2 protein-coding genes are annotated in these 24,173 nt (G+C 45.6%); both read left to right on the top strand.

Annotated features, from left to right (window positions below):
* Window positions 1-28: 28 nt before the first annotated feature.
* Complete coding sequence (locus ACZ07B_RS07490; protein WP_464877221.1) at window positions 29-16,495, top strand: amino acid adenylation domain-containing protein; 16,467 nt, start codon at window positions 29-31, stop codon at window positions 16,493-16,495.
* 14 nt (window positions 16,496-16,509) lie between these two features.
* Window positions 16,510-24,144, top strand: a complete 7,635-nt coding sequence (locus ACZ07B_RS07485) for a beta-ketoacyl synthase N-terminal-like domain-containing protein (RefSeq protein ID WP_464877068.1) — start codon at window positions 16,510-16,512, stop codon at window positions 24,142-24,144.
* Window positions 24,145-24,173: the final 29 nt, after the last annotated feature.

Genomic DNA, 24,173 nt, shown 5'->3' with positions numbered 1-24,173 from the left:
TTCTGAGGTGGAAGAACATCTTAAAGGCATGAAGCGGCAGTTGAAAAGCCCGCTTTCAGAAGGGCAAAAAGGGCTGTGGATGCTTCAAAAAATGTCTCCTGAGATGAGTGCATATAATATTCCTTTATGCTTTCGCTTCAGCAAACCAATACATGCAGAGACGTTCAAGAAAGCCCTTCTGTTTGTACAGAGACAATATCCGATCTTAGCCAGTGTGATTCAAGAAGAAAATGGCATTCCATTTCAATCGGTTCAGTTATCAAAGGATCTTTATTTTGTGGAAGAGGATATATCAGCAATGAAATCAGCAGATATCTTTCCTTTTCTAAAAGAAAAAGCAAAAGAACCTTTCCAGTTGGAAGCTGGTCCGTTATGGCGCACACACCTTTTTCATCGGTTAGAAGAATGCATTGTTCTTATAACAATTCACCATATCATATTTGATGGTGTGTCGATGCTGACATTGATATCGGCGCTATTCGAAGCGTATCAACAATTGCTGAATGGGATTGAGCCCTTGCAGCAGCCATTAACAGCTGATTATTACGATTTTGTCGATTGGGAAAAACGGATGCTGACTGGCAGAGAAGGGGAAGAGCATCTCGCTTACTGGAAAGAACAGTTGTCTGGGAGTCTGCCAGTTCTTGATTTGCCTGCTGACCGTCCGCGGTCTTCATCACGAAAATTCAAGGGGCAAGCTTATAAAAGCTTGCTCCCCCATCACCTGAAAAATCAAATTAAATCGTTTGCCCGCACCAATCATGTGAATGAATCGGTTGTGTTTCTCTCCATTTACAAAGTGTTGCTGCATCATTATACAAAACAAAAGGATATCATTGTTGGCGTTCCGACAATGGGTCGGCAAGAAGACAGATTTGAAACCCTAATCGGTTATTTTATCAATATGATGGCTGTTCGGAGCAAGAATATCGGATCTCAGCCATTAACAGCATTTATTCGGGAACTGCAGCTGACAGTGGCTGACGGCCTGGATCATGCGGCGTTTCCGTTCCCTGCATTGGTAAGAGAGCTGAATGTAGACCGCTCGGCCGCGGATTCTCCGGTTTTTCAAACAGCTTTTCTGTACCAAAACTTTTTTCAGGCAACAGGCTTGCAAAAAGTGCTCGAACCGTATCAAACGCTTGGCATCGAATATATTGAAGACATTCGGCAAGAGGGTGAATTTGAGCTGGCGCTCGAAATATATGAGCAAGAAAATGAAACAGTGCTTCATCTTCTGTACAACCCTGATTTGTACGAACTGTCCTCCATTGAAAGCATGATGGAGAACTATATGAAGCTCGCGCAGCACATGATGGAGGACCCGTCTTTGCCGCTTGAAGCTTACTCTTTGCAATTAAATCAAGAACAAACTAGTTTGCTGGAACAATGGAATGCGACAGGGACAAACATCGCAAATGAAAAGTGTATACATGAGGTGTTTGAGGAAAAAGCGAAACAAACCCCCGATGCGGTTGCTTTGATGTTTGAAGACAGATCACTTACATATAAAGAAGTAGATGAAAAAAGCACATCTGTGGCAGTCTACCTTCAACATCAGGGTGTTGGACCTGAACAGCCCGTTGGCATTTGTGCAGAGCGTTCGTTTGATATGATCATCGGAATTTTAGGAATACTGAAAGCTGGCGGAGCGTATGTGCCGTTAGATCCAAGTTTTCCGCAAGAACGATTAGAGTACATGCTCAAAGACAGTCAGGCATCCATTGTCCTCACCCAACCTAACGTTCATGATAGGATCATCGGATTAACTGGCAGCCATGTAAAAGCGATCAATATCGAGTTAGCTTGCCGAGACGGTTATACAGACCAGCAAAGCAGCGGTTTAAAGCGGGAAGTAAAACCGGAACACCTCGCTTATATTATTTATACATCGGGAAGCACCGGAGAGCCTAAAGGGGTTATGGTAGAGCATCGGAGCATTATGAATACCCTGAATTTTCTTGAATCTCACTATCCTGTAACGGCTGAGGATGCATATTTATTGAAGACGAACTATGTGTTTGATGTATCGATCTCAGAATTATTCGGATGGTTTATTGGAGATGGCCGTCTAGTGATTCTTCCGCCTAATGGGGAGAAATCACCGCAGCTTTGCATGGATTATATTGAAACATATAAAGTGACTCACATTAATTTTGTGCCGGCCATGCTGCATGTTTTTTTAGAAATGGCGAAAGACAACAAGCGATTCACAGAGGACGGTCCGCTGAAGTATATGATGGTTGCAGGTGAAGCCTTCCCTAAAGAATTAGTGAAAAAGGCGGTATCACTCTTTACAAACTGCCGTGTTGAAAATATATACGGACCGACGGAAGCCTCCATTTACGCTGCGTATTTCGGATGCGGAAAAGGAGATATCGCAAGTCACCATACACCGATTGGAAAGCCTGTTTCCAACACAAAAATTTATATTGTGGACCAGCATTTGAAGCCTGTCCCGATCGGAAAGCCAGGTGAGCTTTGCATTGCTGGAGCCGGCTTAGCAAGAGGCTACTTTAAAAAGCCGGGGCTTACGGCTGAAAAATTTATTGATAATCCCTTTGAACCAGGGACGAAGCTATATAAATCGGGTGATTCAGCAAGGTGGCTTCCTGACGGCAACATAGAATACTTGGGACGGATTGACAGCCAAGTCAAAATACGCGGTTTTCGCGTCGAGCTGGGCGCAATAGAAACAAAGCTGGGTGAATTTCCGGGCATTTTAGATCAGGCGGTAGTGGTGAAGCAGCTGGAGGGCCATCAACAGCTCGCTGCTTATTATACTGAGGAAAGCGGACATGCCTCTGCCAATCCAAAAGATTTGCGCCTTCATCTAAAATCGAGTCTGCCCGAATATATGATACCTTCACACTTTATCCGCTTAGATGAGCTTCCATTATCGCCCAGCGGAAAAGTGAACCGTAAAGAATTACAAAAACGCGAGATCGTGTTCAACAGAAGGAAACCAAATCACTTGCAATTAACGGAAATAGAGGATCAGGTGCTGCGCATTTGGGAGGAAACGCTCAAGGTCAGCGGATTTGGGCCGGAAGACGGATTTTTCGATGCGGGCGGCGATTCGCTTCTGGCTGTAGCTGTGGCTGAACGAATCAAAAAAGAATTCGATTGTGAGTTTCATGTTACTGAGCTGTTTGAGTATTCCACGATCCGTGCAATCAGTGAATACATTTTGGAGATGAAAAACTCAGATCTAGCCGGGACACAAAATGAAGATGATCATGATGACAAAAAAGATGGAAAATACCCGAAACAGAAGATTCCCCCTTATTTTGACGACAGTGTTGCGATTGTGGGGATATCTTGCAAGTTCCCGGGTGCGAAAAATCATCATGACTTCTGGAACCACATCAAAGAAGGCAAAGAAAGCATGCGATTCTTTTCTGAAGAAGAGCTTCGCGCAAATGGAGTTCCCGAAGAATTGATACAGCATCCTGACTATGTGCCTGTGCAATCTGTGATCGAAGGGAAAGACTTATTCGATCCCGGTTTCTTTCAAATCTCGCCAAAAGATGCTGAGTATATGGACCCTCAGCTCCGCCTCTTATTGCTGCACTCCTGGAAAGCGATTGAAGATGCAGGATATGTGGCTAAGGAGATTCCGGCAACAAGTGTATATATGTCTGCAAGCAGCAATTCATATAGAACGTTATTGCCGAAGGAGACAACAGAAGGACATGAATCACCGGATGGCTATGTCTCATGGGTTTTAGCCCAAAGCGGAACCATCCCCACAATGATCTCACATAAGCTCGGATTAAAAGGGCCAAGCTATTTTGTTCATTCAAACTGTTCTTCATCACTAGTCGGTTTATATCAGGCATACAAAAGCCTGACATCGGGCGAATCACAATATGCGCTTGTCGGAGGCGCAACATTGCACGCACAATCAGCGATCGGCTACGTGCACCAAAACGGATTGAATTTTTCAAGCGACGGGCATGTGAAGGCGTTCGATGCTTCGGCGGACGGAATGGCCGGAGGTGAAGGCGTAGCAGTCATCCTGCTGAAAAAAGCTGTGGATGCCGTAAAAGACGGAGACCATATTTATGCCATTATGCGCGGAATAGGCATCAATAATGATGGGGCAGAGAAGGCAGGCTTCTATGCGCCTAGTGTAAAAGGCCAAACAGAAGTGATACAGCATGTATTGGATACAACCAAGATCCATCCTGAAACGGTCAGTTATATTGAAGCACACGGAACGGGAACGAAATTAGGCGATCCTATTGAAATGTCTGCTCTAAATAAAGTGTACAAGCAATACACCGACAAAACACAATTTTGCGGAATTGGTTCAGTGAAAACGAATATTGGCCATTTGGATACAGCTGCGGGGTTAGCCGGATGCATTAAAGTTGCGATGAGTTTATACCATAATGAACTTGCACCGACCATCAACTGTACGGAGCCGAATCCGGATATAAAGTTTGAAAGCTCTCCTTTTTATGTTGTCCGTGAACGAAAATCGTTAGAGAAACACGCAGGTGTCCATCGGGCGGCTCTGAGCTCTTTCGGCCTTGGCGGAACTAACGCCCATGCAATATTTGAGCAATATGAAAACATTTCTGATGCAGGTACCGAAAACGAAGGCAATCAGCCTTACATCATTCCTATATCAGCAAAAAATAGTGAACGGCTCCAAGTATACGCGAAGGAAATGCTGTCCTATATCAGTCAAGACGAGCAAAGGCATTTCTCTTTAAGAGATATTGCATATACCTTCCAAGTCGGCCGTGAAGCAATGGATAACAGGATCGTTTTTATAGTGAACGATCTGGAAGAGTGGAAACATCAGCTGGAAGCTTTTGTGACTGGAAAGCCGCTCGCAGAAGGCTGTATTCAAGGAGAAAAAACGAGAATGACATCCGCTGAACAGCTGCTTGGAAATGCTGAAGCAGATGATATGGCTTCATCGCGGATATCAAAAGAAGAATTGAGAAAGCTTGCCGAGATGTGGGCAAATGGCTTTCACGTTGAATGGCGCAGGCTCTATCCAAATACAAAGCCACGCCGCATCAGCTTGCCGACATACCCTTTTGCCGAAGAACGATACTGGCCTGAAAGCAGCACCGGCGCTATCACAACAATTGAACCATCTCGTTTGCATCCTTTGGTGCACCATAATACATCGGTTCTGTCAGAGCAGCGTTTCAGCTCCATTTTCACAGGACAAGAGTATTTTATTGCCGAGCATATCATTAAAGGCATGGCGATTTTGCCGGCGGCGGTCACGCTTGAAATGGCAAGAGCCGCTATAGAACAAGGAATTGGCGGATTGGAAGATCATGAAACTGGAATCAGGCTGAAAAATGTCGTGTGGGTTCGCCCGGTTGTAGCAGGAAGTGAGCCGGTTCAGGTAAATATCGGACTTTACGATGAAGATGGCGGACACATTGCTTATCGGATGTATGGTGAGCCGGAATCCGCTGATGCAGAACCAGTTGTATATAACCAAGGTATAGCGGAATTGATTCAGTTAAAGCGAGAAAAAGCACTGGATCTTTCTAAGATCAAGAAACAATGTGATCAAAGCAGAATGGATGCTGCCTCGTTTTATGAAGGGATGATCGGCGCCGATTACGGTCCAGGTTACAAGAGTGTAGAGACCGTATATAAAGGTGACGGCCAGCTGCTTGCCAAATTATCACTGCCAGAATCTGTTGCACATACGTTGGGCGATTATGTTCTTCATCCAAGTGTAATGGACGGGGCGTTACAGGCGGCTGAATATTTGCAAAATGTCGTCAGAGCGGAACTTTCAGACACTGAAGACTTTAAGGCAGCACTGCCATTTGCCCTGGAGGAACTTGAGGTCTTTCGTCAGTGCGTTTCTGACATGTGGGTTTATGTTCAATTCAACTCGAAAAACAAACCAGGAGATTTGATACAGAAAGTCGATATTCACCTATGTGATGAGCATGGCATGATCTACGTGCGGCTGAAAGGATTTTCGACGAGAGTGATGGAGGCAGATATACAAACCGAACCATCAAAAATCAACGCTGAAACTTTATTGCTTCAGCCCGTTTGGCAAGAACAAAAGGCTGCTAACAGCTTAGCTGCAAAAAAATATGCAGAGCATCTCGTGTTCCTCTGTGAATATGACAATGAGACGAGAGAACAGATTGAAGCAGCCATCGAGGATGTCCATGTATACAGCCTGGAAGCAAGGCCTTCTTCAGTAGATGGGCGTTTCCATTCTTATACAGAACAAGTGTTTAAAAAGGTACAAGAGATCATTCGTACGAAACCGAAAGACTGCATTCTCGTTCAGATCGTGACCTCTGCCGAGGGAGAACAGCAATTGTTTTCAGGGTTGACAGGACTGCTGAAAACAGCTTGTCAGGAAAATGCCAAACTAACCGGCCAAATGATTGAAGTCAGCAGTGAAGAAAGTGGAGGAAGCATTGCTGGCAAACTGTTAGAAAATCAAATGAGCAGCGATTCATATGTCAAATATCAAAACGGGACACGGTATATTGCTGATTGGCGTGAAATCAAACAGGCAAAAGGAGACGGCAGCAAGCCGTGGAAAGACAATGGCGTTTATCTCATTACAGGAGGTGCCGGCGGACTAGGTCATATTTTTGCAAAGGAAATTGCGGAACAAACGAAAAATGCGACAGTCATTCTGGCGGGCCGCTCACCTCTTAGCGAAAGCAAAAGCAAAAAGCTGGAAGAGCTTCATAGCAAGGGGGCTGACATCACCTACCGGCAAACAGATGTTACCAATAAAATTGAAGTCTATCAGCTCATTGACGACATTCAAAAAAGATATGGCCGTCTGAACGGTATTCTTCATAGTGCCGGAATCATCAAGGACAGCTACCTGGTTAATAAACAGGCAAAAGATCTGCACGATGTACTGGCGCCTAAAGTAAAAGGGCTTGTTTATCTAGACGAAGCGAGCAAGGATTTGCCTTTAGACTTCTTTATTCTCTTTTCATCTCTTTCAGGAAGTTTAGGGAGCATTGGCCAGTCTGACTATGCGGCAGCCAATGTATTTATGGATATGTATGCAGGCTATCGAAATCGGCTTGCCGACCTCAGCCAGCGGCATGGGAAGACGCTTTCTGTAAACTGGCCTTTATGGAGAGATGGAGGCATGCAGGTCGATCAAGAAACTGAGAAAAGGCTTGTACAACTTGCCGGTATTGTTCCTATGAGGGCAGAAAAAGGAATTCAGGCATTATATCAAGCACTTCATTCAGAGGCAAACCAAGTAATGGTGATCGAAGGCGATGTGCAGAAAATAAAACAAAACATGCTGGCAAAAAACGCCTCAGCACCTATGGAAAAGAAGGAAGCAGAGCACATGACTGAACAAATAAATAGCATTGATACAGACAGTTTGCTGGATAAAGTAAAGGCGATGTTAAAGCGAGAGATCGCCAAGCTGTTAAAGGTCAAGCTTGAAACGATTGATGATCATGCCGAGATGACGGTGTATGGTTTTGATTCTATCTCCATGACTGAATTCACCAACCATATCAATCGCGCCTATCAGTTAGAGCTGACGCCAACCGTATTTTTTGACCACCCGACGATTCATGCGTTTGGCAAGCATTTGTCAGAAGAATATCAATCGGTATTTGCGAAGACATTTGCTGTGCGCGCTGCATCGGCTAAGATTCAGCCTGCTGCGAAACAGGAACAAGCCGTGCGTGCCAAAGCTAAAAGACGCAGAAAGCAGCAAGTCATGCTGCCAAACGCCATACAGAGTGATGCAGGGCCTGAGCCAATTGCCATTGTGGGCATAAGCGGGATTTTCCCTATGGCGAAAGATGTTGAGGCGTACTGGAACATCTTAAAAGAGGGCAAAGACTGCATGACGGAAATCCCGAAAGATCGCTGGGATTGGCGTGAATATGAAGGTGATCCGGCGAAGGAAGTCAATAAAACGAACGTGAAATGGGGCGGTTTTATTGACGGAATTGCAGATTTTGATCCATTATTCTTTGGCATTTCCCCGCGTGAAGCTGAACAAATGGAACCACAGCAGCGCTTACTGCTGACTTACGCCTGGAAAGCGATCGAAGATGCAGGATATTCGGCGAAAAGGTTGTCAGGCACAAAGACCGGCGTCTTCATCGGAACGGGAAATACAGGATACAGCTCTCTTCTATCTAAAGCGAACTCGGCAATAGAAGGATCAGCGGCAGCCAATACGAGCCCATCGGTCGGTCCGAACCGGGTCAGTTATTTCCTTAATCTGCACGGGCCGAGCGAACCGATTGATACAGCGTGCTCAAGTTCACTAGTGGCGATCCACCATGCCATCTCTTCAATTGAGGAAGGCACTTGTGACATGGCATTAGCCGGCGGTGTAAATACGATCATCCTTCCTGAGGTGTATATCAGCTTTGATAAGGCGGGAGCACTGAGCAAAGAAGGAAAATGCAAGACGTTTTCAAATCAAGCCGATGGTTTTGCGCATGGAGAAGGTGCCGGCATACTGTTCCTGAAAAAATTAAAAGCGGCTGAAGAAGCGGGAGACCACATTTACGGAGTCATAAAAGGCAGTGCAATCAATCACGGCGGCCGTGCAGCCTCTTTAACGACTCCCAATCCGAAGGCGCAGGCAGATGTTATTCAGTCGGCATATCAAAAAGCGGGAATCGATCCGAAAACCGTGACCTACATTGAAGCCCACGGAACCGGGACGGAGCTTGGAGACCCGGTTGAAATTAACGGTTTGAAATCAGCTTTTAAAGCATTGGGTGTAAATGAAGGAGACACATCAGCCAATCCTTACTGCGGTTTAGGTTCTGTAAAGACAAACATTGGCCACTTATCGCTGGCAGCCGGTGCAGCAGGAGTTATTAAAATATTATTGCAGCTTAAGCATAAAACCTTAGTGAAAAGTCTGCATTGCGAAACCGTGAATCCATACATTCAGCTGAAAAACAGTCCGTTCTATATCGTACGGGAAACGGAAGAATGGAAAGCGCTGAAAAATGAACGGGGAGAAGAGCTTCCTCGCCGGGCAGGTGTCAGTTCATTTGGAATCGGCGGGGTAAACGCCCACGTGATTATCGAGGAATATATTCCGGAAGCATCCGATGAGAATATACCATCCATCACGCCGGAACATCCGGGTATCTTCGTTTTATCGGCTAAAAATAAAGCGCGGCTAAAAGAACATGCACAGCAACTGGCAGATGCGCTTGATAAGCAAACATATAGTGACGTAAATCTCGCCCGAATCGCTTATACACTGCAAGCCGGACGGGATGCGATGGAAGAACGTCTCGGGATTATTTCCGGTTCCATTGAGGATTTACAGCAAAAGTTAAAAGACTTTGCAGCGGAGAAAAGCGGTGTGGAGGATGTATTTAAAGGCAGGATTGATAAAGGCACACTCCAAATGCTGACAGAGGACGAAGAGATTCAAGAAGCCGTCGAGAAATGGATGGAACGGGGAAAGTATGCAAAATTGCTTGAATTATGGGTAAAAGGGCTTGATGTAGACTGGACGAAATTGTATGGCGAGAATCTGCCAAAGCGCATCAGCTTGCCGACGTATCCTTTCGCAAAAGACCGTTATTGGATCTCTGATCATATTGAAAAAAGCGGCAGCATTGATGCAAATCAAGCAGCCTCCCGCCTTGGCGGAGCCGTGCTGCATCCATTAATGCATCAAAACACATCCAATCTCTCGGAACAAAGGTTTAGCTCTATTTATACGGGAGAAGAGTTTTTCCTTGCTGATCATGTTGTGAAAGGCCAACGGATTTTGCCGGGAGTGGCTCATCTTGAATTGGCGCGGGCAGCTGTTGAGCAGGCCGCAGAGGTACAAGGTGTACCGTGTACCATGAAGCTAAAGAATGCGGTGTGGGTGCGGCCTATTGTTGTAGAGGATCAGCCGCAGCAAGTACACATTAGGCTTTTACCGGGAGAAAATGGTGAGATCTCTTATGAAATCTATGGTCATTCAGACGTTACTGGCGAACAGTCAATCGTCTACAGTCAAGGCAGCGCGGTATTGAATCCTGCTGAAAATTTGCCGGCGGTTGATTTGCAATCTCTGCGGGAGCAGTGTCAGGAAAGCCATTTCAGCGTAAACGAAGTATACGACACCTATCGAATGATTGGATTTGAATATGGTCCTGCTTATCGCGGAGTGAAAAAAATCTATACAGCTGAACAATTTGTTTTGGCAAAATTGTCATTGCATCCGTCAGCTGCAGATACGCTCAGCCAATACAAAATGCACCCTGGGCTGATGGATTCTGCTTTGCAGGCGTCAAGCATTTTGACAGGCGCCGGGGATAACCAGCTGACACTGCCTTTTGCGGTCCAGGAGCTTGAAGTCTTCGGAGCATGTTCGTCAGAAATGTGGGTATACGCAAGATACAGCCAAGGCAGCAAGGCAACTGATAAGGTGCAAAAGCGCGATATTGATATTTTAGATGAGAGCGGCAATGTTTGCGTACGGATGAAAGGATTATCTTTCAGAGCAGCGGAAGGCGGCTCTGGATCGGCGGAATCTGATCAAACGCTGGAAACCCTGATGTTTGAAGAAAAATGGGTGCCTAAGGATTTTAAAAAAGAAAGTCCTGAGCCTCATTACGAACGGCACATTGTCATGCTTTGTGACATGAATGGCCTCTCAAAAGATCGCATTGAATCAAGATTGACAGGAGCGGAATGCATCGTTTTGGAGTCATTCCGCGAAGGACTTGCAGAGAGGTTCCAAGATTATGCCGAACAAGCGCTTGAGACGGTTCAGGATCTTCTCAAAAGCAGACCTCAGGGCAATGTTCTGATCCAGCTGCTTACCTCTGCACAAAGAAAGCAGTACTCATTCTCAGGGCTATCGGCGCTCCTTAAAACCGCCGGCCTGGAGAATAAAAAACTAATCGGCCAGACGATTGAAATCGATTCACATGAAAATATTGAAAGTGTAATAGAAAAACTGAAAGAGAATAAAAGGCACACAGAAGATCAGCACATCAAATATGAAAAAGGCAAACGGTACATCAATGATCTGGATGAAATGCAAATAGATGATCGGGAAATAAGCATGCCGTGGAGAGATAAAGGTGTTTACCTCATCACGGGCGGCGCAGGAGGACTTGGGTTTATTTTTGCAAAAGAGATTGCTCGTCAAGCCGAACAGCCTGTGCTCATTCTGACAGGCAGATCCGAGTTGAATGCGGATCAGCAGGCGGAGCTAAACGAACTTCAGCAATTAGGGGCTCGCGCAGAATACAGGCAGGTTGACGTGACACAAACGGAAGCAGCCTCCGAGCTTATCACAAGCATTACGTCTGATTACGAAGACTTGAATGGTGTCATTCACAGCGCTGGGCTGATTAAAGATAACTATCTTATGAGCAAAACCAATGAAGAGCTGACACAAGTTCTCGCTCCTAAGGTGAAAGGGCTTGTGAATGTGGATGAGGCAACCGAGCATCTTGCGTTAGATTTCTTTATCCTCTTTTCTTCAATATCAAGTGTTGCCGGCAGCGCGGGACAGGCCGATTATGCAATGGCTAATGCATTTATGGACAGTTATGCTGCTTATCGAAATGCGCTTGTAACCGCCATGTACAGGCACGGACAAACGTTGTCAATCAATTGGCCGCTCTGGAAAGAAGGCGGCATGCGCGCGAATAAAGAAATTGAAAACATGACGTTGAAAAACACAGGTGTGACTCCAATGCGGACCGAGACCGGCATTCAAGCGCTGTATAAAGCTTTGGCATTTGGCAAAGATCAAGTCATCGTCATGGAAGGAATCAAAGACATGATGAGGGAAAAGCTGACTCAAAAGCCGTCTTCTGATGATGTACCAATGAAAACAGTGCAAGTACCGGTGACATCTGAAGCAAGAATGGATCAAGGGAATATGTTTGACCACATTCAAGAAGTTTTAAAGCAAACAATCTCTCAATTGCTCAAAATCAAACCTGAAGAGATTGACCCGGACATGGAGTTTAATCAATATGGATTTGATTCGATTACGTTAACTGAATTCGCAAATACACTGAATGAGAAGTACAAGCTGGATCTTACGCCTACGATCTTCTTTGAGCACGCAACTGTTTATGCATTTGCAGGGTATCTGTCAGAAGAATATCCAAATGCTTTTACAGCTCAAACGCCTGCCAAAGCTGAGGTGCTGATGCAGCCTGTCGAACAGAATATAAAAAATATGACGTTTTCGACTGAAAACCGCTTTGTAAAACCTTCGGTAACACCAATGCAAAAAGAAGCTGATCACAAGCCTGAGCCTATTGCGATTGTTGGGATGAGCGGCGTTTTCCCAAAGGCAAAAGACGTTGAGGAATATTGGAAGAACCTGTCATTGGGCACGGATTGTATTACAGAGGTTCCAAAAGACCGCTGGGATTGGCAGGAGTATTACGGAGACCCTCTGAAAGAAGCGAATAAAACAAACGTCAAATGGGGCGGTTTTATTGATGAAGTAGCTGACTTTGATCCATTGTTCTTCGGCATATCTCCGCTGGAGGCTGAGCAGATGGAGCCTCAGCAGCGCCTGTTAATGACCTATGCGTGGAAGGCGGTAGAAGAAGCGGGACACTCAGCGAGAAGCCTGGCAGGAACCAAAACGGGCATCTTCATCGGGACAGGAAACACAGGGTACAGTTCACTTCTGTCAAATGTAGACATCGAAGGCTCAGCGGCTGCGAATATGAGTCCTTCTGCAGGACCGAATAGAGTCAGTTATTTCCTGAACATTCATGGACCGAGTGAACCGATCGACACTGCGTGCTCAAGCTCTTTGGTCGCCATTCATCATGCGGTTTGCGCCATTGAAAATGGAAACTGTGAAATGGCGATTGCGGGAGGGGTCAACACGGTCGTAACTCCGCAAGGCCATATCGCCTATGATAAAGCCGGGGCGCTGAGCAAAGAAGGAAGATGCAAAACATTTTCTGACAAAGCCGATGGATTCGCAGTCAGTGAAGGTGCCGGCATTCTCTTTCTGAAAAAGCTGACAGCGGCTGAACGAGACGGTGATCATATTTACGGTGTCATTAAAGGAAGTGCGGTAAACCACGGTGGCCGCGCAAATTCTCTAACGACTCCTAATCCGAAAGCTCAGGCGGATGTCGTAAAAACAGCATATGAAAAAGCGGGAATTGATCCAAGAACCGTAACTTATATTGAAGCGCATGGGACTGGAACCGAGCTGGGCGATCCAGTAGAAATCAACGGCTTAAAAGCGGCATTTAAAGAGCTGTATGAAAAAACGGGGGACCCGGCTGTTCATGGCAGCCATTGCGGACTTGGATCAGCGAAAACAAACATCGGTCACTTATCGCTGGCGGCCGGTGTGGCGGGTGTCATTAAAGTGTTATTGCAGCTCAAGCATAAAACGCTTGTCAAAAGTCTGTACAGTGAAACTGTTAATCCGTATATCAGACTGGATGACAGCCCGTTTTATATTGTGCAGGAATCGAGAGAGTGGCAGGCGCTTCGGGATGAAGCCGGCCGAGAGCTGCCGCGCCGCGCAGGTATCAGTTCGTTCGGGATAGGCGGCGTCAATGCCCACGTGGTCATTGAGGAATATATTCCGAAAGAAACAACCCATCCTGCAACAGCACCAGCTGTGACAGCACAGCACCCGGGCATCTTTATTTTGTCGGCAAAGGATGAAGATCGTCTGAAAGACCAAGCCCGGCAATTAGCAGACTTTATCAGCAAGCGATCTATCACTGCTCGTGACCTCACTGATATTGCTTATACACTCCAAGAGGGGCGTGATGCAATGGAGGAGAGACTAGGGATCATCGCTGTCTCGACTGGGGACTTGCTGGAAAAACTGAACCTCTTTATAGAAGGGGGCACCAATGCGAAGTACATGTACAGAGGCAGAGCAGAAAAAGGTATCGCACAAACATTGAGATCAGATGACGAAGTACAGAAAACGCTCAACAATAGCTGGGAGCCTCACATATATGAAAGACTGCTTGATTTATGGGTAAAAGGCATGGAAATAGGCTGGAGTAAACTGTATGACGGCAAACAGCCGAAACGCATCAGCCTCCCTACCTATCCATTTGCGAAAGAACGCTACTGGATAACGGATACGAAAGAGGAGGCAGCCGCCCATCAAACAGCTTTAAAAACAGTCGAATCAGCAGCTTTGCATCCATTGATACATGTCAACACATCTGATTTGTCAGAGCAGCGTTTCAGCTCGGTCTTTACAGGTGCTGAGTTCTTTTTCGCCGATCATAAGGTGAAGGGAAAACCGGTTATGCCGGGCGTGGCATATCTTGAGATGGTTCATGCTGCCGTTATAAGGGCGGTAAGAGGAACCGAAGATCAACAATCTGTTATTCACATCAAAAATGTTGTGTGGGTGCAGCCGATTGTGGCGGACGGCCAGCCTGTTCAAGTGGATATCAGTCTAAATCCCCAGCAGGACGGAGAGATTGCTTTTAACGTCTATACAGAGGATGCACACAATGATCGAAAGATACATTGTCAAGGCAGTGCTTCAATCCGCAGGGCAGGAGACATTCCAGTCCAGGATATCAGCGTGCTTCAAGACCAGTGCAGTTTAAGCACACTCTCACACGACCAATGTTATGAATTGTTTAAGGCGATCGGCATTGACTACGGACCTGGTTTTCAAGGGATAGATCGGCTTTACATCGGCCGCAATCAAGCCTTGGCAGAGCTTTCTCTGCCTGCTGGTGTAACTCACACACTGAATGAATTCGTTCTTCATCCAAGTATGGCCGACTCTGCTTTACAAGCGTCGATCGGGCTAAAGCTGAATTCCGGTGACGAGCAGCTTTCTCTGCCTTTTGCGCTGCAAGAGCTAGAAATATTCAGCCCGTGTACAAATAAAATGTGGGTGTCTGTGACATCTCGTCCTAATAAGGACAAAATACAGAGACTGGATATTGATTTGTGTGATGAACAAGGCCGAGTGTGTGTAAGAATCAAGGGGATTACCTCAAGGCTGCTGGAAGAAGGCATACAACCGCCAGACGGGCCGACATCACTAGGAAACTCCAAAGCAACTCTTAACGGAGCGCTTCTTATGGCGCCGATATGGGATCGAGTGCAGCTGGAGAAGAGGATCATTTCGCCTGCTGATGAGCGTGTTGTCATCCTCGGAGGGGATGACAACAGCAGAAAAGCTGTTCAAAGGCAGTTCCCGTTTGCCAAGGAGCTGTACATTGAGCCGAACGCATCAATTCATAGAATTGCAGGCCAGCTTGAAGCACTCGGATCGTTTGACCACATCGTGTGGATGTCTCCTTCTCGTGTGACAGAGTGCGAAGTCGGCGATGAAATGATTGAAGCCCAAGATCAAGGCGTCATTCAAATGTATAGGCTCATTAAGGCAATGCTCTCTTTAGGCTATGGACAGAAGGAGATAAGCTGGACGGTCGTGACGGTGAATACACAATATGTTGATCAGCATGATATTGTCGACCCGGTCGATGCCGGGGTACACGGCCTGATCGGTTCAATGTCAAAAGAATATCCAAATTGGCAGACAAAGCTGATCGATGTTAAAAAATACGAAGATCTGCCGTTATCTCAACTCCTTTCCTTGCCTGCCGATCAAGAAGGGAATACGTGGGCCTATCGAGACAAGGTCTGGCATAAGCTTCGTCTAATTCCAGTACACAACAATCAACCGGTGCACACGAAGTATAAGCACGGAGGCGTTTATGTTGTCATAGGCGGAGCTGGTGGTATTGGTGAGGCGTGGAGTGAATATATGATCAGAACATATCGGGCGCAGATCGTTTGGATTGGCAGAAGGAAAAAGGATGCAGCCATTCAAAGCAAGCTGGACAGACTTGCGCGTCTAGGGCCAGCCCCGTATTACATTCAAGCAGATGCGGCTAACCGAGAGGAATTAGAACGAGCGTATGAAACAATGAAACAAACGCATCGAGAAATCAACGGCATCATCCATTCTGCGATTGTCTTACAAGACCGAAGCCTGATGAATATGAGTGAGGAATGTTTCAGAAACGTTCTTGCTGCAAAGGTTGATGTAAGCGTGCGAATGGCCCAAGTTTTCCGGCATGAACCACTGGATTTTGTTTTGTTTTTCTCTTCCGTACAATCGTTTGCAAGAGCTTCCGGACAAAGCAATTACGCTGCGGGCTGCAGTTTTAAGGATGCTTTTGCACAGCGGTTGTCTCACGTATGGCCTTGTACAGTGGCCGTGATGAATTGGAGTTATTGGGGAAGCATTGGTGTTGTTTCATCACCGGATTACCAGAAGAGAATGGCTCAGGCAGGCATAGGCTCAATTGAAGCCCCTGAAGCAATGGAAGCTTTGGAATTGCTGCTCGGGGGACCGCTGAAGCAGCTAGTGATGATGAAAATGGCAAACGAAACGAATGATGAAGCGGAACAGACAGACGAAACAATTGAAGTGTACCCGGAAACCCACGGCTCCGCCATTCAAAAGCTGCGAAGCTATCACCCGGGTGACAGCACAAAGATTCAACAACTGTTATAGGAGGGGAAGCGCCAATGCTGAACACAGAAGACATTCTCTGTAAAATGCTTTTCGCACAATTACAGTCCATAGGGTTTTTCACAGAAAGTAAATCCCAGCCGGTATTGGAGAATTTCTATGGCAGATGGTTCGAAGAAAGCCAATCAATTTTAGAACGGCAGCAATTTTTGAAGCGAACGGAGAACGGATATGTTCCAACACGCTCAATAGGCACCATGAGCGAGCTGTGGAAAGAATGGAATGAACAAAAATCTGACCTGCTTCAAGACAATAATATGAAAGCCATGGTGACATTGGTGGAGACAGCACTTAAAGCCTTGCCGGAGATTCTGACCGGCAAGGCGTCAGCCACCGATATCCTGTTTCCGAATTCATCTATGGATTTAGTAGAAGGGATCTATAAAAACAATCAAGTCGCAGACTATTTTAATGATGTTCTTGCAGATACGTTAACAGCCTATCTGCAAGAACGTCTGAAGCAAGAGCCTGAGGCGAAGATTCGAATATTAGAAATCGGAGCTGGGACCGGCGGGACAAGCGCGGCTGTTTTTCAAAAATTGAAAGCATGGCAGACACATATAAAAGAATATTGTTATACAGATCTGTCTAAAGCTTTTTTAATGCATGCAGAAAATAAGTATGGTCCTGACAATCCATATTTGACATATAAACGATTTAATGTCGAGGAGCCGGCGTCTGAACAGCATATTGATGCGGGAGGCTACGACGCGGTCATCGCGGCAAATGTGCTTCATGCCACAAAAAATATCCGGCAAACATTGCGAAATGCAAAAGCAGTTTTGAAAAAGAACGGGCTGCTCCTTTTAAATGAAATAAGTAATCATAATATATATTCGCATTTGACGTTCGGCCTTTTAGAGGGCTGGTGGCTGTATGAGGATCCTGATCTCCGCATACCGGGCTGCCCGGGCCTGTATCCGGATACTTGGAAAACGGTGCTTGAGAGTGAAGGATTTCGCTATGTTTCCTTTATGGCTGAACAATCGCATCAGTTCGGCCAGCAGATCATTGCCGCTGAAAGTAACGGAGTCGTCCGTCAAAAGAAGAGAACGGAGGCAGAAGAAGATCCAAGCCATATACAAATGAATGCTGAAATCGATCATTCACAGGAAAGCGATTCTCTCATCGAACAAACGGCACAATTTGTGAAGCATACGCTGGCAAAATCAATCAAACTATCACCAGAACGTATTCACGAAGATACGACATTTGAGAAGTATGGAATTGATTCGATTTTGCAGGTGAATTTCATTCGTGAATTAGAAAAAGTGACGGGAGAGCTTCCAAAAACCATTTTATTTGAACATAACAACACAAAAGAACTCGTCGAATATTTAGTAAAGGGGCATGAAAATAAGCTCCGGACAGCATTGTTAAAGGAAAAAACGAAGCCTGCAAAAAATGAAGCTCCACTTCAAACAGAGCGTACAGATCCTAATAAGCCATTTACTTTTAATACACGCCGCTTTGTTACAGAGCAGGAAGTCACTGAAACTAAGCTAGCAAATACCGAACCACCAAAAAAAGAAAAGACAAGTAATTTGCAAGGAACACATTTTAATGATTCTAGTACAGAAGATATCGCAATAATCGGGGTAAGCGGGCGCTATCCGATGTCTAACAGTTTAGAAGAGCTTTGGGGGCATTTAATCGCCGGAGACAATTGTATTACAGAGGCACCGGAATCCAGATGGCGCACATCTTTATTGAAAACATTATCAAAAGATCCAAAAAAGCCGGCAAATAAGAAACGCTATGGCGGATTTTTACAAGATATAGAGGCATTTGACCATCAGCTTTTTGAGGTGGAGCAAAACCGGGTGATGGAAATGACACCGGAACTCCGTTTATGTTTAGAAACCGTCTGGGAAACGTTTGAGGACGGCGGCTATACGCGAACCCGGCTGGATAAATTGCGGGATGATGACGGAGTAGGTGTTTTTATAGGGAATATGTATAACCAGTATTTTTGGAATATCCCATCTTTAGAGCAGGCAGTCCTCAGCTCAAATGGGGGAGACTGGCACATTGCAAATCGCGTTTCCCACTTTTTTAACCTGACCGGACCGAGTATCGCTGTCAGCTCAGCATGCTCTAGTTCATTAAACGCCATACATCTTGCGTGTGAAAGCCTGAAATTGAAAAACTGCTCAATGGCGATTGCTGGAGGCGTCAATTTAACACTCGATCTCTCTAAATATGATTCTTTGGAGCGTGCCAATCTGCTGGGAAGCGGCAATCAAAGCAAAAGTTTTGGCACAGGAAACGGGCTTATTCCCGGGGAAGGCGTCGGAGCTGTCCTGTTAAAACCGCTTTCGAAGGCGATGGAAGATCAGGATCATATTTACGCTGTGATCAAAAGCAGTTTTGCTAACCATAGCGGCGGAAGACAGATGTATACAGCTCCAGATCCGAAGCAGCAAGCAAAGTTAATTGTCAAGTCGATTCAGCAGTCGGGCATTGATCCAGAGACTATCGGCTATATTGAATCGGCGGCAAATGGTTCGGCGCTGGGCGATCCTATTGAAGTAATTGCCTTAACAAACGCGTTTCAACAATATACAAACAAGAAACAGTTTTGTGCGATAGGCTCTGTCAAATCCAATCTGGGGCATTTAGAGGCGGCTTCCGGTATTTCTCAGCTGACAAAAGTGCTGCTGCAGATGAAGAAAGGGACGCTGGTGCCGACAATTAACGCGCTGCCTGTCAATCCAAATATTAAGCTGGAGCACACGGCTTTCTATCTTCAGGAACAAACAGAGCCATGGCATCGCTTGAATGATCCTGAAACTGGAAAACAATTGCCTCGCAGAAGCATGATCAATTCCTTCGGAGCGGGGGGAGCCTATGCCAATCTTATTATAGAAGAATATATGGAGACGGCCCCTGAGAAAGAACATATCGCTCCCCGCCAGCAGGAATTCACTGCCGTTTTTTCAGCCAAAACAAAATGGAGCCTGCTTAGCTATCTAGAAAATATGCAATTGTTTTTAGAGAAGGAAGCTTCTCTGGATATTGAACCCGTTGTACAGGCTTTACACAGGAGAAACCATAATTTAGAGCATAGGGCTGCATTTACAGTGACATCAACTCAAGAGCTGATCGAAAAACTAAAGATATTCCGAACATCAAGAGAAAGCTCACTCCAGCAAGGCATCTATACATCATTCGATTTACAGCCATGTCCGGAATCAGCATCTAAGGATAGAGAAATAAACGCAGCAGAGCAATGGGCACAAGGGGCATCGATTGCTTTTAAAGAAGCTGATATAGGGAACCGATCAGGCTGGATTCATCTGCCTCACTATGCATTTGACCATAATACATCATTTCATTTCGATGTATCGTCTATCAATGAGAAATCGTCAGATGTTGAAGACAATATCAATCAGCCGGTCATTCAAGATCAATTCACTTATGATGAGCCTTACGTTCAAGGACACGTCTTCAACAATGAACGGGTGCTTGTCGGTGCCACATATGGCAGTCTGGCCATTGAAGCATTTTTTAACCTGTTCCCTGAGGAAAACAGCGGCAGTATCAGCAAATTAAGTTATATCAGTCCAATTGTCATCAAACAAGGCGAGACCATTGAACTTCAGGCAAAGCCGTTGCAAAAAGATCAAGTCATAGAACTGCAAATCATGTATCGCGAGCCGTCCTCTGGTTTGTGGAAGCCTGCCGCAATCGGACAATGCGGAATCGGTTCTTTTGAGCCAAAAAAAGTCAATATCGAGAACGTTAAGCATTCATTAACTAAGCTTCATCACATCGATCAGATGTATAAAACCGGAAACGGTCCTGAATGGGGAGAGTTATTTAAGACAATTACTCATCTTTACAGAGACCACAAGTCTATACTGGCAAAAATTCGCCTGCCCCAAAGCGGGCTGGCAAACGGGCACCATTACACTGTAAGCCCATTGATGACAAACAGCGCGTACTTGGCTATCCTCAGTTTCTTGGAGCAGTTTGACATGACAGGCGGCTTCCTGCCGTTTGGAATCAATGATATCCAGTTTACAAAGCAAACGATAAAAGAGGATTGCTGGCTTTTGATTACATTGGTTAAGAATACAGGTGACATGCTGCTGTTTGATGTAGATGTGATCAATGAGTCGTCAGAAACAGTGCTGCACTACTCGGGCTACTCGCTTAAACAGCTTCGTATTTCGAATCAAAGAGGAAATCAAAATAAGGCCATCAAAGCCAGCAATCTGAAAGATCGTATCAGAAGCTATGTAACAGATAAACTGGCAGTAAACATGGCCGATCCGTCAAAATTGTCTCTTGCAAAAGCGCATATCATGGATTTTGGAATCGATTCTTCTCAATTGGTTTCATTGACAAGGGAGATGGAAGCAGAGACAAAGATCGAATTAAATCCGACTCTGTTTTTTGAGTATCCGACTATTCAAGAGCTAATCGACTTTTTTGCGGACAAACATGAAGCATCATTTGCTCAGCTGTTTGGTGAAGCTCATCAGCAGGAAGAACGCCCAGCTCAAATCGAAAACCAAATGAAACAGATTCCGGCATACGAGACGAACACGGATAAAACAATCGAACACGCAGCAGACGGCATAGCCATTATCGGCATGTCGGGACAGTTTCCGAAAGCAAACAGCGTAACGGAATTTTGGGATAACCTTATCCAAGGAAAGAACTGTGTCTCTGAAGTGCCGAAAGAACGCTGGGACTGGCGCAAATATGCCGCAGCCGATAAGGAAGGGCAATCAAGCCTTCAATGGGGCGGTTTTATAGAAGGAATAGGTGAGTTTGATCCCCTGTTTTTTGGCATATCGCCTAAAGAAGCGGCGAATATGGACCCACAGGAGTTTCTGCTCTTGATACATGCATGGAAGGCGATGGAAGATGCAGGCTTAACAGGGCAGGTTGTATCCAGCCGCCCGACAGGAGTATTTGTCGCAGCCGGCAATACGGATACAGCTGTGATTCCTTCCCTAATTCCAAACCGTATATCCTATGCACTTGATGTAAAAGGGCCAAGTGAATATTATGAAGCTGCCTGTTCCTCAGCTCTAGTGGCTTTGCACAGAGCTATACAATCCATTCGAAACGGCGAATGTGAGCAAGCCATTGTCGGGGCTGTGAATTTGCTGCTTTCACCAAAAGGCTTTATTGGCTTCGACTCAATGGGCTATTTGAGTGAGAAAGGACAGGCCAAATCCTTTCAAGCAGATGCAAATGGCTTTGTCAGAAGTGAAGGAGCAGGAGTTCTCATCATTAAACCATTGCAAAAAGCCATTGAAGATTCTGATCATATTTATTCGGTTATTAAAGGTTCAGGTGTATCGCATGGCGGCAGGGGAATGTCACTTCACGCGCCAAATCCGGCCGGCATGAAGGATGCAATGCTGAAGGCTTATCAAGGAGCACAAATTGATCCCAAAACGGTGACCTATATAGAAGCGCATGGGATCGCCTCTCCATTGGCAGACGCGATAGAAATAGAGGCGTTAAAGTCTGGCTGCAGTCAGCTCGAATTGGAACTTCCACAGGAAGTACGGGAGGAAGCGCCATGTTATATCAGCAGCTTAAAGCCGAGCATCGGACACGGTGAACTCGTCTCAGGCATGGCTGCTCTTATGAAGGTCAGCATGGCGATGAAGCATCAAACAATACCAGGCCTATCCGGATTTTCGTCTTTGAATGACCAGGTGTCATTAAAGGGCACCCGTTTCCGAGTGACTGCCGAGAATCAGCAATGGGGGGATTTAAGTGACGCTGCAGGCAAAAAAATTCCGCGCAGAACGAGTATCAACAGCTATAGCTTTGGAGGCGTAAATGCGCACGTCATTTTAGAAGAATATATTCCTTTACCAAAACCACCGTTTAGTATGAGTGAGAATGGTGCCCACATTGTGGTTCTTTCTGCAAAGAATCAAGACAGGCTAAAAGCAATTGTTCAACAGCAGCTTGACTATGTGAATAAACAACAAGCACTGTCATTACAAGATTATGCTTATACACTCCAATCCGGCCGAGAGGAAATGGAAGACCGCCTGGCGCTCGTTGTCCGCAGTAAAGAAGAACTGGTAATCGGCTTGCAAGATTGCTTAGCTGCGGAAAAAGGCGATAAGCCGAAAAGTTCTGTACCTGTCTTTAGCGGAAATGCAGAAAATGGCTCGTCAGATATCGAAGCCTTGCTGGATGGTCCATTAAGAGAAATGGTGATCGAGACTTTGTTGTCTGAAAACAACCTTGATAAGATCGCGTTTTGCTGGACAAAAGGGGTGCAAATCCCGTGGGAGAAGCTTTATCAAGGAAAAGGTGCCCGCAGAATACCGTTGCCAACCTATCCATTTGAAAAGAGAAGCTGCTGGAACGGCTTTCAAGCAGTAGAGAATACGCCTTCTGTTTCACAGGATGAGCGTATCAACAACAGCAGCGATCATCACATATTAGCAAATGTACTAGGGATGGCTCCGGATGAACTGCAGCCTCATAAGCCATTGCAGCAGTATGGATTTGATTCAATTTCTTGCATACAGTTATTACAGCAATTGCAATCAAAGGTGGACCCTCTCATTGCCTTGACGGAGCTTCAAGCATGCCATACTGTTCAGGACATGATGGACTTGATCGCAAAGAAAAAGGAGGATACATCCTTACAAAATGATCAAGCTCGCACGTTTCCGGAATTGATACCGTTAAATGACGGCAAGCGGGGGCGCCCTGTCTTTTGGTTCCATGGCGGAGTAGGAGGAGTTGAAATCTATCAGCAATTTGCACAAAAGAGCCAGCGCCCTTTTTACGGCATTCAAGCCAGAGGATTCATGACTGATTCTGCTCCTTTGCACGGAATTGAACAAATGGCTTCCTATTATATAGAGATCATTCGATCCATACAGCCTGAAGGTCCTTATGATGTAGGCGGATATTCCTTAGGCGGGATGATTGCATATGAAGTCACTCGCCAGCTGCAAAGCCAAGGCCTTGCTGTCAAAAGCATGGTGATGATTGACTCCCCATATCGTTCTGAGACAAAAGAGAATGAGGCATCTATGAAAACGTCAATGCTGCAAACAATTAATACGATGCTGGCATCGATTGCGAAACGGGAAAAACTTACGGATGTTCTCATCAGCCGTGAAGAGGTGGACATAAGCTTAGAGGATGAAGAATTCCTGTCTGAGTTGATTGACTTGGCAAAAGAACGAGGGCTAAACAAACCAGATAAGCAAATACGTGCGCAGGCTCAGCAAATGATGAAAACACAGCGCGCCTATGATTTGGAGTCGTACACTGTTAAGCCTCTCCCTGATCCTGAGACGGTAAAATGTTATTATTTCCGCAACAAAAGCAGGTCTTTCTTTGGTGATTTAGACACTTATTTCACTTTATCAAATGAAAAAGAACCGTTTGATCAAGCTGCCTATTGGGAGGAATGGGAGCGGCAAATTCCCCATTTCCACCTGGTGGATGTCGATTCAAGCAATCACTTCATGATATTAACCGAACCGAAAGCGTCAACAGCCATGTTAGAATTTTGCGAAAAGCTTTATTCAAACAGGGGAGTAGTGAATGCGAATTTCCTTAAGGCTTTCCGGAAGAAACATGAAGCGAGGGAAGAAAAAGAAACAGATGAATTGGTGAAGCGCTGAGAAAACACAAACGCCCCCTCTTTTAAAAG

Source organism: Bacillus sp. 9.4, from assembly GCF_055486415.1.
Note: the sequence above shows the minus strand (reverse complement) of the source record. Positions and strands in the feature narration are given on the sequence as shown.

What these genes read in the sequence shown, in the direction of transcription:
- ACZ07B_RS07490 (WP_464877221.1), top strand. Translation starts at nt 29, where the DNA reads ATGAAGCGGCAGTTGAAAAGCCCGCTTTCAGAAGGGCAAAAAGGGCTG.
- ACZ07B_RS07485 (WP_464877068.1), top strand. Translation starts at nt 16,510, where the DNA reads ATGCTGAACACAGAAGACATTCTCTGTAAAATGCTTTTCGCACAATTA.